At 56.1% G+C, this 14030-nt stretch carries 10 protein-coding genes; 3 read left to right on the top strand and 7 right to left on the bottom strand.

Translation table 11 applies throughout. From position 1 onward, the window contains the following. The 3 genes from JNB88_RS30870 to JNB88_RS30860 all read right to left on the bottom strand — a co-directional run. The coding region (locus JNB88_RS30870) for an NAD-binding protein (RefSeq protein ID WP_220358776.1) at window positions 1-238 on the bottom strand (238 nt) is incomplete at its 3' end. Window positions 239-320: 82 nt separating this feature from the next. Then, window positions 321-1244, bottom strand: coding sequence for a glycoside hydrolase family 16 protein (locus JNB88_RS30865; protein ID WP_220358775.1), 924 nt, complete (start codon window positions 1242-1244; stop codon window positions 321-323). A 26-nt stretch (window positions 1245-1270) separates the two neighbouring features. Further along, window positions 1271-2419: a glycosyltransferase gene (locus JNB88_RS30860; protein ID WP_223217399.1), complete on the bottom strand. Its 1149-nt coding sequence runs from the start codon at window positions 2417-2419 to the stop codon at window positions 1271-1273. Window positions 2420-2762: 343 nt separating this feature from the next. Here JNB88_RS30860 and JNB88_RS30855 point away from each other — a divergent pair, with 343 nt between their 5' ends. After that, entirely contained in the window at window positions 2763-3785 is a 1023-nt protein-coding gene (locus tag JNB88_RS30855; protein WP_220358774.1) for a glycosyltransferase family 2 protein, read from the top strand. 13 nt (window positions 3786-3798) lie between these two features. Here JNB88_RS30855 and JNB88_RS30850 read toward each other — a convergent pair whose 3' ends face one another. Beyond that, window positions 3799-4878, bottom strand: coding sequence for a glycosyltransferase family 4 protein (locus JNB88_RS30850; RefSeq protein ID WP_220358773.1), 1080 nt, complete (start codon window positions 4876-4878; stop codon window positions 3799-3801). Between the two features lie 72 nt (window positions 4879-4950). Next, window positions 4951-6276, bottom strand: a complete 1326-nt coding sequence (locus JNB88_RS30845) for an FAD-dependent oxidoreductase (RefSeq protein WP_220358772.1) — start codon at window positions 6274-6276, stop codon at window positions 4951-4953. Window positions 6277-6561: 285 nt separating this feature from the next. Here JNB88_RS30845 and JNB88_RS30840 point away from each other — a divergent pair, with 285 nt between their 5' ends. Both JNB88_RS30840 and JNB88_RS30835 read left to right on the top strand, forming a co-directional pair. Next, window positions 6562-8529, top strand: a complete 1968-nt coding sequence (locus tag JNB88_RS30840; protein ID WP_220358771.1) for a hydrolase — start codon at window positions 6562-6564, stop codon at window positions 8527-8529. 176 nt (window positions 8530-8705) lie between these two features. Continuing rightward, a complete protein-coding gene (locus JNB88_RS30835; RefSeq protein ID WP_220358770.1) occupies window positions 8706-10142 on the top strand; it encodes an oligosaccharide flippase family protein in 1437 nt (478 codons plus the stop codon). 177 nt (window positions 10143-10319) lie between these two features. Here JNB88_RS30835 and JNB88_RS30830 read toward each other — a convergent pair whose 3' ends face one another. Continuing rightward, window positions 10320-11987: a Wzz/FepE/Etk N-terminal domain-containing protein gene (locus tag JNB88_RS30830; protein WP_220358769.1), complete on the bottom strand. Its 1668-nt coding sequence runs from the start codon at window positions 11985-11987 to the stop codon at window positions 10320-10322. Between the two features lie 8 nt (window positions 11988-11995). Further along, window positions 11996-14005: a glycosyltransferase gene (locus JNB88_RS30825; RefSeq protein ID WP_220358768.1), complete on the bottom strand. Its 2010-nt coding sequence runs from the start codon at window positions 14003-14005 to the stop codon at window positions 11996-11998. Window positions 14006-14030 lie beyond the last annotated feature (25 nt).

The raw sequence follows: 14030 nt of genomic DNA, 5'->3' as shown, positions 1-14030 counted from the left end.
CGACGTCGGCACTGGCAACCGATGTCGCCAGCTCCTTGGAAAAATCCAGGCGACCGGCAGTGCGATTGTGTTCGATGATGGTATCGAGTCCGGGTTCGAAAATCGGAACTTTTCCGGCTTCCAGTGCATCGATCTTCGCGGCTGATTTGTCGACGCAGGTGACATGATGGCCGAAATCGGCGAGGCAGGCACCGGAGACAAGGCCGACATAGCCCGAACCAATCATCACAATACGCATACAACCTCACATCTTTTTTGGCATTCAGCTCAAGTTGGGAGCGCGCCCATTGCAAACCATTCTGCGCTTAAGGCGTGCGCCTTCACGCGTAGACCCTGAAATAGTCGACCCGCATATGCGTCAACATGTCGGCTTCCTTCAAAGGATTCGGGAAGTGAACATCTGTCCTTAGTGCGAGCGTCAAGAGCGGCCAGAACACATCGAACTCTTCGTCCAATCGCGCCGACCGCGTGATTGGCCAATCAGCTGGTTTTCCCGTTTTCCTGTCGATCACGGGCTTTCGATTGAAGTACGGGACGCATCGGGTGTCATCGACCAGCATGCCGTAACGGCAATAACCCGCTGTCATGTCTACAGGTGTTTCCACACCCGTGCTTCGACCGCCTTGATCTGGCCCTCCCCATTCATGAAGGTAGGTTCCATAGACCGTCGGCTCCCAACCCTTGTGCTCCACAATGTCGAGCTCAATGCTGGTTTTTGGTTCCAGAATGCTTCTGCCATTCAGCATCCAGAATGCCGGCCACGATAACGGGTGCCGCGGAAACAGCATTCGCGCTTCGAAATATCCCTTGCGCCACCCCTTGAGGACGACTCCGTCCTTTCTCGCTGTTTGCAGGTTTCCGGAGATCCACTGAAATTCGGGGAGTGTGTTACCGTAGTATTTGCGAACGTTCATCGGACGCCCGATATATTTCGCGGATATCTGCAGCGCCTTACCGTCTTCAGCTGCAGTGTCATCCACGATCGAATACGGATTGAAACCTTCCTCGCCGTGCTTGCTGGCGAACGCAGAGCGGCCATAAAAGCCAGTTCCATCCGTTGTCGCCTTCGGACCGGCATCCCAAACAGACCAATCCAAGGCGTGGAACGTATCTTCAAAGACGATCTCCTTTCCCACGGTTGGATCGTCGCTCGCAGCGCTTGCAGCAGCGGTACTCTCAAACTGGACGGCCAGCAACGCAGCAGATGCCTGTAGAAAACTGCGCCGCGAAAACGAAGACAACATGCACGTTCTCCCGTTCAGGATGGGGTTTACGCAAGTTCCTCGGCTGCCGACCGGATCGCCTGCGCATGGATTTCCACCACGCGCTCAGGGCTGTACCGGTCGATGTAGTTCTTTCGGAAATCAGATTGCAATCGCTCAAGCGTGAGGTTATCGCAGTAGTATGCCATCGCCTCGACAAGCGCTGTTCCGCCACTCACCGGGACAAGGCGGCCAAGTCGGGGATCGACCAGGATATCGCTCGGTCCGAACTCGCAGTCGGTCGAAATTACCGGTAGGCCGAACCGCAGCGCTTCGCAGATTGCAAGCGACCATCCTTCCCATCGCGATGTCGACACATAGATATCACTCGTCGCAAGGGCAGGCTGGGGGTTAATTGGGTAATGTTCGATGGCAACGTGTGCGTCCAGTGAAAGCCTGGATATTTCGTCGCGTAAGTTCGCCTCGCCGATACCGTATCCGACGATCCTTAGCTTCACATTCGGCCGGATCTTGACGAGTTCTGCGAATGCCTGCAGCAGAATATCCTGACCCTTCTGAAAGGCAAAGCGACCTACGTTCACGAACGTGACTGTCCCGGACGGTGCTTCATTGGACGGTTGCTCAGACAGATCAAACTCCCGAACGGGGTTCGGTACCCAGACCTGGGGCACTTTGCTGTCAAACATCTCCTTGAAGGAGTCCAACTGCCTGGGCGAAGTCCCGAAAACATAGGACACTCTCTTCAGGAAATAGACACGCATCAGGAAGAAAAGCACCTTCGCCTTGAAGTGGCTGCGCTCGCGCTTCGGGTTGCCATGCAGATGGATGGCAAATCGGCGCTTCAGTCCGATGCAAGCTGCCATGCAGATGACTGTCGGCTCGATTTGCGGAACGACGACCAGGCTATAGTCCTTGGACTTGATGACGCTTCTGAAGATTCTCATCAATTCAAGACGCCCATGGGCCACGCGGTCAATGACGTTGTAGCCGCGCGCTTCGGTCGGGCGATTCTTGTGAACCGAGGTGTAGAGTACATCGACCTCGAAGTCGTCGGAGAATCGGTCGGCGAGCATCGTGCAGACCGCATCGACAACCCGTTCTATTCCGGCAAACGCACTCGTTCCAGGCTGGATATAAAGGATCTTCAGGCGACGTCTGGATCGATCGTGAAACGGTAGGCCGACTTGCATTTCCATGCGTCCTCCGGACCAATAGGGCGGCAAAACTCAATGCGCCAGCACGCACGCCGGTCGCTCGAAATCAGCATTCAATAATCTGCAAATCGCAGCGAGTGCGATCAGTATAGGGCGAGCGGATCCTGCGCAGCTCCATGCGGGTTCACGAAAGGTGAGCTCCTGCAGCCACGGCACAGGCCGAGTAACTACTTCGTATTTCGCCCCGAAAATACTTCGGGACGTGTAGAGGCGAGCCGTTTTGGCTATCTATATTGCAGCGCCTACAAGCTTATTTCTGTAGACGTCTTGCACTGCACTTGCTATGCTGCTTTGCAACATAATCTGAGTAGACAAGGTTTGCAAGATGTTAAAAGTCCAGCCGCTTCTCAGCATCATAATCACTTGCTACAACTACGAAATGTACATCTCTGAATGTATCAGAAGTGTTCTTTCGCAAGACTATGACAACCTCGAAATTATAGTGGTTGACGACGGATCGAAGGACCGCTCCTGGGAAAGGATCCAGGAGTTTGGAGACCAGATCATAGCCGTCCGGACAGAGAACCGTGGGCAACTCAAGACGTCACTGAATGGTCTGTCGTTGTCGCATGGGGACTTCGTCTATTTCCTCGATGCCGACGATGTTCTTGGTGAAGGCGCGCTCGCTGAAATCGCTCCCTATTTGCGGCCAGATGTGTCGAAGATCCAGTTCATGCTTCTGCCTATTGACAAGGACGGCAAGCCGATCGGCAACGCGTTTCCCACGCTCCAGCCCTCCGACGATTCCGAGCCGCTTATCCGATCGATTCGCGAGCGAGGCTACTACAATACGCCCCCGACCTCGGGGAACATCTACAGGCGTGACGTTTACGAAGGTCTCGGGGAAATGACTTATGAGCGTGGCATCGATGGTGTCTCGTATCTGCTTGCTCCCTTCGTCGGCAAGGTGATCTCCATCAACAAGACACTTGGCAAATACAGGATTCACAATGCCAATCAGTCATCCTTTTCTGTCCTGACGTCGAAACGGATGATCGGCTATGTCGACCGGTTCATGGGGCGTCTTAATCATCTCGCAGAGCTCGTTCAGGCGCGTTGCTCGACAGCGGCCACGGTCGAAGTCCGCAGTGATTATGCCTACGTTATGGAGCTGAACACGATGAGCCGCGTCGTTGACGGCAAGCGGCCAAGTTTCCACCAGATCAAAGCTTACATGGGCGCCGTGTTGAGAGAGAACACAGGCAAGAAGCGGATCGCACTGTGTCTTTTTGCCCTTGCCCTCTTCGTACTGCCAAATCCAATGGCACAGCAGTTGGCGGCCATTCGAATTGATCCATCGCGGTCCCGCCAGATGCGCTCGCGCCTCAAGCAGGCCTTTTCTGTCTAGCGACTAGAAAGCGTCACGTGGCGAGCGCAACTGCCTTGCCGCGTGGCATTGCCGAATAATAGACGTCGAGGGTCTCCCTGGCGACGCGATCAATCGTGAGGCGCTCGATCCGAAGCTGGCTCTTCTTCCGCCAGTCGGCAATCCGCTCAGGCGCCTCCAACAGATGGGTAAGCATCTGCGAAAGGGCTGCTGGGTCCTTGGGTGGGACAAGCAGTCCAGCTTGGCCGTCTTCCAGCAATTGCGGAATCCCGTCAACAGCCGAACCTATGACTGCGCAGCCGGCCTCGCGAGCTTCAGACAGCACCAGCGGCGCCGGGTCGGCGTGAGAAGGAAGAACGAAAATATCCGCCCCCAGCATGTAGGGATAAGGATCTCCCGTCGATCCGACAAACGTAATATCAGACGCGCTTTTAAGCGCCGCTGCCCTGGCCTTGTATTCCTCGCGAAACGGTCCATCGCCAACGATGTAGAGATGGGCTGTCGGAAACGACCTGTGAACGATTTCAAAAGCATCAAGGAGATCCGGCAAACCCTTTCGTGGATGAAGGCCGCCGACAAACAATATGCTTGGCGAGGAAAGGGGTTTGGGCTCCTCGCTGCGTCCGTCCGATCGGCTTGACCCGATCGTGCCATTCAAGACCACCTTCAATTTCGACTGTGGGACGCCACGTCGGCGCATCGAGGCGCCGACGACATCGCTGACGGCGATGACACGCGTACCCAATCCCATGAGCGTTGCGCTCTTCTCAAATTCATTGTGAACTGTCGTGATGAGTGGGACGCGCCTCAACTTGCAGACCGGGAATGCGATCACCGCGCTTGTCATCATGTGTGCGTGGACGACGTCTATGTCATATCGCTTGATGTACGAATTTAGGCGCGACAATGCAGTGACAAGACTTCGGATCTTTCGTTGGTGACCAATGTAAAGGGTTTCGATGCCCTTGGCCTTCAGGAGCGCGTCAAAGTCTCCACCTTCACTGGCAAGATATACCTCATGCCCGAGCTTAACCTGCGCGCAGGCGAGATCTACAGCGGCGTGAACATGCCCGTTCAAACGTCGGGTATGATTGAGGATGTGCAGAATTCGCATCGTCGATCTCTCGTCATCTAGTGCCGATCCCTGCCGCTATTTGAACCGTCTGGCGCAGAGAGCTCGGGGGTCTTAAGGAGTGGCGATCGCGGTCTCGACGTCGATGGTGGAGACCCGGGCTGTCGGTTGATAGTTGAACCCACCCTGACGTCCGATCGACTCAATTCCGAAGCTCTTCAATCGGGCAATCGCCTGGGCTGCATTCTGAGCGGCTCCCTTGCTGTAGATTGGATAGGCGTTTGACAGGATATGGCTGCCTTCGAGCTTGAGATCGCCGCTGAACAATCCATTTGCGCAAACGTGGTAGCGGAAATCGGCCTCTGCCTCTTCGGCCGTCACAACCGCCCCGGCGATAACCTCGACTGCGAAATATTCCCGCTCGACAACGCGCCCGTAAAAGTCTGAGTAAACGGTCAACCGTTTCCACGAGCCGTCGTGCGAAAAGTTGTAAATGATTGACTGAGGAAAGCCCCGCTCACCGGCAAAGCTGAAGTAGAGCGTGATCAGCGTAATCGTCTTTAGTGCCGAGGCCTGACCATTGCCACACATCCGCTCTGCAACATTGATCGGCACAGTGGAGACGACCCTGCCTCCTGCGAGGCTCTCATCGTTGAGCAAAAGCTCGTAACCGTCCTCTGACTTGTGAAGCTGACGCATTTCAGCGGAGAGCTTGAATACAACGCCACAGCTTTCGAGCCTCGATACCGCAGCGGCATAGAGTGCGCCAAAGCCTTCCTTCGGACGTGCCATCTGCCGGTTTTTCGGTCCCGTTGCTCGCTTGCGCTTGACCAACCGACGCATAAGATTGATCAGCGATGCATATTCGGCAATCCAGAGCATGCGCTTGCGTGCCAGATCGAGATCAATCTCTTCTGCACTGATGCCATAGAAGCGCCGCATGTAAGTCCCGAGCCCGGATCGGTGCAGGAGATAAGCACCAATCCAGTAACGGGCAAAGTCTCTCGCATTCGCCATGTGACGGCAGAATATCCGCGCATAAAGGACAGAGGCGAAGATCCTGATCACTCCAATCGGACCGGCACCCAGAATGTCATCGCGTATCGAAATCGGATAAACGGTGATCTTTCCCTGTGGGTTCAGTCTGCCCCAGGTCGGTTTGATCGGCACATAATGTTCAAGAAGCTCCGGAAAATGCCGAAGCAAAGGGGAATCATCCTGGAAGATTAAGCTTCCAACATCGAATGTGTAGCCTTCGTCGGACGACCAATCCATGTGGTTGCCGCCGACATGATCATATTCGTCAACGACGACGACACGGTTACCCTGTGCTGAAAATATTGACGCAGCGACGAGGCCGGAAATGCCGGCGCCTAGCACGATGACATCAAATTGCTGCACTGCGGACATGCGTGAGGAATGATGGCTTAATTCATCCATTGATCGTCCCCGAAACTGTCCTCCCAGTAGAAGATGACAGTATAGTGCAATTGAAAAAGAGTCGATATCTCAAGCACAACGTTCGTAACACAATAGGAACATGAGTAGTTTTTGCAACGGTTCTGCACTGCAAAATAAAATTAAATTTTCCACTTGATGTACATCAAATAATGCGGCAGACTTTTTGCGGTTGCGAATTAAAGGAAACAGCCTTGCTGCGGTGCATTCACTGTAACAACACTGTCGTATGGCAGGCGGGGCTGATCGACGGCAAAGGGTTATCCAGTGCTGCGGCAAAGCCTCGACCATCTCCTTCAGGGTCCATTGGACGGTATAGATCTTATCTCGACAGACGTGTTCGACACTTTGCTGTTGCGCCAGCCGCGATCGCAAAGATCGCGTGTGATGGAGGGCGAGCAGCGCTTTGCCCGGCTGCTTCGGGATGAGGGATTTTATGTCAGCCTCGAACATTTGTTTCGAACCCGGCAGTTGGCTGAAAAGTTTGCCTATCGTGCGCTGAACGTCGGTGGTGGCGCAGGCGAGGTCAGGCTGGTTGATATAATCCAGCGTCAGCTCGCCATGCTCGGGCTACCCGAACGTTTGATCGAACACCGCATCGCATTGGAAATGGCGATCGAAAAAGTTTCTCTGTCTGCAAACGCGAAGCTCGCCAAAGCGTTACGCCTGCAGCGACAGGCCGGCATCAAGGTCGTCGCTGTGTCCGACACTGCATTGCCGACACCCCAACTGACTGAGCTGATCAATTACTTTCACGCCCCTGGTCTTATCGATGCGGTCTATTCGAGCGCAGATGTCGGTGAGAGCAAGCGATTTGGCCGACTTTTCTCACATGTTCTCGAGAAGGAGGGTGTCCACGCATCGCGCTTGTTGCACCTCGGAGATGACGTCGTTGCTGATCACACGGTGCCAAAGGCGATGGGTATCCACACTGTGCATCTTCCAAAAGGGCGCTTAAGGCGGTTTGCAGCACGCGCTGACGGTGCGCGTGCAGAAGCCATGCGTGGAGTACGCACGCGGGCTGCGCGACCATCGGGTCGCACACCAGACCTGGCCGATCGCCAAGCATTCGGACGGGAAGTGTTCGGTCCGATTGTTGCACAGTTTTGTTTCTATATCTGGCTCTATGCCAGGGAAGCTGAAGCGCAGGGAAATTCCGCTTTGCTCTTTTGCGCACGCGGCGGCATTGGCATCCGTGAGGCATTCGAAAGGCTGGTTGCAAAGCTTGACTTGCCACTTGGAATACGTCGCGAAAACATCCTCATATCGCGCCTGGTGGCGGCACGGGCTGCGTTCATGCAGAAAAGCCCTGCGGTCCTTGACGAACTCGGCCGCGAATTCAAGAAGAATACGTTTGCCGACGTTGCCAACGCAATGGGCGGACGCCCCTATGGCCTTTCGGGACCTTGGGAGCTCCCCTTTGAGCCGAGCCATTTCTTCGCAATGATCGACACGCCAGAGGGGCGTGTTGTGCTGGGCGACATCGAAAAGCAGAACGAGTTGTTCAAGCGACATCTGGACCAGATAGCAGGTGACGCTTCTCGTATCATTCTCTGCGACACCGGTCTTTACGGAAGTACTCAGCGTCTTGTGGCCGCAGGACTGCCTGAACGGAAATTCGAGACGATCCAGTTCGCAAGGTGCAACTATAAGGGCCTCAGTGAGGATCACTTCCCACAGGTCACTGGACTGGTCGTCGAGGAGGATCTCTATAACCCGCTTAGAATTGAGACTGTAATCCTGCGCTATTGGCAGATTATCGAGAGCCTTTTTGAACCGGCAATTCCATCGGTTCGCCACTTGAGCGAAGGCAATGACGGAGCAGTCTGCAGCAATGCTGGCAAGATTGGCTTTGGTGAACTCGATCCCGCAGAGGGGAATCTCCTCCTTTCAGGCGTCCTGCAGTATATCGACCGTATCTCGAACGGGACTGCAATCATGTCAGATGCGGACCTTGCCTGGACGCGTCTGAAGCGAGCCATCACCAATCCCCGCGCCTTCGACATGATGGCGTTGGGCGTTGGCGCGCGCTCCGTCGATTTCGGCCGCCCAGAAAGCGTCTATGTCCTGAAGCAGTCAGGCGCTCCGGATCTTGCGAGACGATTGAGCGCTGTCAAATCGCAGCTCTGGCGGGAAGGTGCCATTGCCCGCGACTTTCCATTTCTGAAAGCGGCCCTTCTTCCTGCTCTCGAGATGGTACATATCGTAAGGGGAGTGTCGGCACGCCTCAAATAGCTAACCCTATGACGTGGAGGAACGTCGCGGGACAAGCTGCCGGGTCGATCCGGCTCCAAGCAGAGATTGTGAGGGAGGATGACTGGTACGAGGGCGTGACCAAAGCCACGGCCTCGCACAAGAATGTACGTCGCGGCGCAATTCCGCGACTGGAGCTCAGGATTTCGGAGTTAGACATGCTCGCGGTAAAGGCAATCAGGGGAGCCGGTTGGCTCGTCTTCTCGCGCTTTGTCGGGCGAATAATAGACTTCTTCACCCTGCTTGTCCTTGCTCGCATTCTTACACCCGCCGATTTCGGGCTTGCTGCATTGGCAACATCGCTTGTGATGGTCGTCGACACCATGCTCGAGGTTCCCGTTACACAGGCCCTGGTGCGCCTTCCGACTATCGATAAGAGCCACCTTGACACCGGCTTTACGGTTGGTCTCGTGAGGGGCATCGTGATTGGAACCATTCTTCTGGCGGCCGCCTGGCCCTATTCGTGGATCAATCACGACAGCCACCTCGTTCTGCTCGTTGCCGTCCTTGCGCTTGGGCCAATTTCGCGGGGACTCACCAGTCCAGCGATGGTCAATTTTGCGCGCCAGTTAGGATTTCGTCAGACATTCATACTGGAGGCATCCGGCAAGCTCATTGCTGCAATCATTGCCGTGCTCGTGGTCTTGGGTGGTGGCGCATACTGGGCGATCGTCGCCAACTTTGTGATCGCCTCATTCGCGTCAACTGTGGTTTCATATATTCTTGCGCCCTACCGCCCTGCCTTTTCTCTCGCGCGCCTGCCGGACTTTGCAGGTTTCATCGGCTGGTTCTCATCAGCCCAACTGGTTTCCGCCCTCAACTGGCAATTTGACAGGTTCCTGATCGGGGCGCTTGCTGACCGCCCAACACTCGGGCGCTATGCCGTGGCGAGCGACGTTGCGGTCATACCGACACAAAGCCTGATTGGCCCAGCGCTTCAGCCCATCATGGCAGCGTTCTCGCAGATCAACTCGGACCGTGCGCGCGTGCGGCAGGCCTTCCTGAAGGCGACACGCTTTGCCATGCTGATCTCTGCGCCCGCATGTGTTGGTATCTCCTTGACGGCGGACCTCGCCACCGACCTTCTTCTCGGCGCCAAATGGGAGCACGCAGCGCCCCTTCTCAGCCTGCTTGCCCTTGCTGTTGCGCCAATCCCCTACTTCCAGACGCTCTCGTCAGTCAGTGTAGCGCTCGACCGACCGCATGTGATTTTCCGTCTGAACCTGATCGATCTTTGTTTCCGTGTGATTTTGATTTCGATCGGGTTTTATCTTGGATCGGTCATGGGCGTCAGTATCGCCAGAATTGCTCTATCGACCCTCATGTTTTCCTTCTACCTCAACGAGGCTCGCCGCCTGTTGGATCTCGGCATCCTCTCCCAATTGAAGAATCTCTGGAAAGTGGCAGCCGCCGTCATTGCGATGGCCGTGGTCGTCTGGCTTTTGCGCGATGAACTGGCTGGGCGCAATTATCCCCATGTCGTGGAGCTTGCACTTGTTATTGCTGCCGGGGCGACAACTTACGCCGCTGCCTTGCTGTTGCTTGGAGTAAGGCTGATAGCGGGTGGAGGTCGTCTGGAACTCGTCGATCGATGAGCTTCCATTGGTAGCTAGTCGTCAATGAGGTCTCAGATTGAGAGCAGACTCGCTCGCGGCTTACGACGCCAAACTGCAGGTGTAGAAATCTTGGCACCGCCAGATCATCTCCAGGGCACAGAACTGTTCAGGGAAAAGACCGCTCAGTTTGACGTTCAACAAAACCATAATGTCTGATCAACCGCGGGTGCGGTTAATCACTGTTCCGACCACGTTGGCACCGGCGCGGCGCAATAGCTGTACAGACTCCGAGGCTTCCTCAAGTGTCGTTTGACCAGCGCGCGCGACAACAAGGACAGCATCAGCGTAGCTTGCGAGCGCCAGCGCGTCCATCGAATGACGAAGTGCTGGAAGGTCAAGAATGACATCACCACGCGCGCGTGCCGATTCAAAAATGCGTCGTACCCGCGGATTGCGGAAATCCGTGAACAGATTTGCGTTCGCATCTCTGGAGTGAATGGGCAATACGGCAACTCCACCGACATCTTCGTAGGACAATTGCTCCGGCATCAGCCCCGCAAATGCTGCGCCAGCAAGCGAGACAGCGGGCACATTATCATCGCCTGCGCGATTGTCCTCTCCGTCAGCAGCCTTGAACAACGTCACCTGACGTCCGCCGCGACTGATAAGCTGCGCAAGACTGGCGCATAGTGTCGAAACACCGGCGCCAGGCGTCCAGCCTACAACCGCAATCACGATGCTCTTTTCATTGCGCAGGCTCGTGCAGGCGATCTCCACGGAGGTGCGCAAGTCACGAATAGCGGCGACAAACTTCTGCTGTTGCGAACTCGTGATGTGCCAGGGGACGCCTGGCGCGCCAGGAACATCCGGGATCGATGCCAGGCAACGAACGTCCATCTCCCGGGCCAATTCCTTGGCGGTGCGAATACGCCGATCAAGCGCTATTCGCACAACGACAACGCCGAAGCCAACGAGCAGTCCAACAACACCACCAAGCGCTGTTATAAGTGTCTTGCGCGGCGCTGACGGCCCAAGCGGGGGAAGCGCGGCGCCGATGATGCGGGCATCGGCATCGGGTGTCGCGATCGCCGGCAACGAACCTGCGTGCATTGCCTCACGCGCAGCGTCGACCTGCCTCGCAAGCGAGTCCAACCGGCCCTGCAATGCTTCCGTGCCAGCGCGGGCAATCTGTTCCTTGAATGCCACCGTCTGATAGATGTAGCCTGAGACCGTCGCGTTGGCGACGCGGGCGGGCAGCTTCGGATCAGACGAGGAATACTCGATTTCGATAACGAAGGATTGGCCAACGCGACGGGCGGTCAGGCGCGACATGAAGTTCAGGAACGCGGCCCGTACAGCTTCGTCGGATTGTTCGATCGTTGGGTTCGCCGGGCTCGGCTCGGTGCGATCGGTTTTTATGTTCTCGCCGCTGCCTTGCCCCCCGAGCACGGGCAGCCCACTCAGCAGTCTGGCGATCAAGCCCGGCTGCCGGCGACTAAGCTCCGGATCATCCTTAAGGTTCAGGCTTTCAAATACGGCAGACAGCAGACGCTCCGACTTTATCGTCTGAAGCTCGCTGTCGGCTCGATTGAGATCGAGCGTCTGTTGAACTGAGAACTCGCCACCGGAGACCGCAGACTGGCGCGGTTCCAGTAGGAGTGTCGCTGAGGCCTGATAGGTTGGCGGCAGCGAGTGAGCATAGAGCATGGCAATCACAAACCCGGCGGTACTGCAGGCCAAAAGTGCGGTTCTGTGACGATTGCCGAGATCAATCAGCGAGCGCAACAATGCGATGGGCCCATCGCCTACCACATCGGATTGCGTCTCGTTTACCCGCCAAAGCCTCGAGGTTACATCTATAGGGCGGGGTCTGTTGAACATCATTCGTGCTCCTAGCGTTCAAGAGGTTTTGATGCGGACTTTGGGATAGCTAGAGCGGCGGCGCGCTCCGGTTCGAGGCGTCCCCTCAAGGCGTCGAAAGCAGCGATAAGGTTCCCGCGAGCTCTGCCACGCCGGTCGATGAAGGGTTCGGGCCAGGCGGCACGACCAAAATTGCTGGCAGTGTTGCGGAAAATATGATCGACGACTTTGGGGAGGCTCATGGTGCCCTTGGTCATCATGTAGAGGGGGTTGATAACCTGGGAGTATCCTAGCCGTTCTCCGCTGACCCTACCCCTTTTCACGCCCATGTGGACACCGAAGGCAAGACCCGATTTGACGAGCCGACCTCCGCGTTTGGCGAGCTCTGCTGCAAAGTCCCGGTCCTCCAGCCATCCATAGAGCACAAGACGCTCATCAAAGCGGACATCGCCAATTGCCTGAAATCGAAAAGCCATGTTGCAGCCATAGGGGCTGAAGGGTTCGGACCATGTCGCATCCGCCTGGCCAGCTTCAACAAGCGCAACTGCCTCCGAAAACTCAATTCCGGGGCCCTTGATACCGTCGGCCAGCACTTGGCCTGTAAAGCCGATCACCTGACTTTCATCGCGAAAGGTCTGGATGGCGGTGGCCAGCCAGTTTTTGTCGGCAATGAAATCGTCATCGAAGAAGGTGACAACCTCCGTGCTAGGAGCAACATGCTTCAATGCAGTATTGCGTTGCGCGGCAAGACCCGCTGGTCCCGTGACAATCTTCACTCCTGGATGGTCTGCCAGATCGCCAGCATCTGAAGCGTCCACACAAGATACGATCACCGCGTCAGGCTTGAGGCTTTGCGTCATCAGGAGGTGACGCACGCTTTGCGCAACCATCTCCGGGCGTCCGCGCGTTGCAAAGATTACGCTGACACGCGGCATTGTCGGGTCAACCAGTCTGTGGCTCTTGACCTTCGTCGTCGGGTTCTCAAGGAGCTCGATGTAACCTTTCGCGGAATTTTCCCATGAGAACTGGCGAACCTGCTCGTGGCCTCGGCCCACCAGATCGCTTCGCAACTGCACAGAGGCAACAAGGGTACGGATCGCCTTGATCCACTCGCGCGGTTCAAATGGCGACGCGATGAGTGTCGCGTTACCGCAAACCTCCGGCATGCTCGCACAATGCGACGAAATCACCGGGCAGGATCGTGCCATAGCCTCCACGATCGGTAGCCCGAAACCCTCTGTCAGAGAGGGGAATGCAAGACAAAGCGCGCGATCAAAAAGATAGGCAAGGTCGTGATCGGACACGCGTCCGAGGAAATGGACATTCGATCGACGCTGAAGCTGATGCTCGGAAAATATGCCGTCACCGCCGCCCGCAATGACTATATCGAGGTCCATCTCATCAAGTTCGGGCGCGATATCAATCAGGAGCGACAGGTTTTTGTGACGTGCACGCGATCCAAGTGCCAAGACAAATGGCCGGTCACCCTTCGAAGCCAGCTTTTTCGGCGCCAGATCGGCGAGCGCGGGATCCCAGGCCAACGCGTGTTCGTGCCCATTCGGAAGAACAGCAATGTCAGACAGACCGACTGGGAGGTGTCGCGCTATCTGCCGCGCTGCTGCGTGCGACACAGAGGCTATGCGCACAGATCGCCGCGCAAGCAATGGCTGCAGATTATGATAGAGCGCACGAAACGACCGGCTGTAGCTTTCGGGTGCCGAAAAAATATTGGCATCGTGAATGCAAACGATCTGATCAGCTTTTGCGGCTGGAGCAGTGTTGCAAAGGCTAAGAAGCCTGCGATTGCCACTCAGATACGGAAGCTCTATTTGCTCCCAGGCGTGTCCCTTGAGGCGACCGCCCCGTTCAGCCTTCATCCGATGCACAAAGGACTCCGCTGCCGTCGTTGGCAGGATCAATGTTGTTCTGTCCGCCACGGCAGACTTGTCCATCGCGTCGACAATATTGCGCGCATAGCGCTGGACGCCTGTTACGTCCTGCGTCAAAAAGCGGCCATTGATTGCGAATTCCTTCGCGCTCATCGAAAATCTCCTGGCGTCCGCCAAT

The sequence above is a fragment of the Rhizobium cauense genome (assembly GCF_019511525.1).
Lineage (GTDB): Bacteria > Pseudomonadota > Alphaproteobacteria > Rhizobiales > Rhizobiaceae > Rhizobium > Rhizobium cauense.
This window is presented reverse-complemented; position numbering and strand designations above follow the sequence as displayed.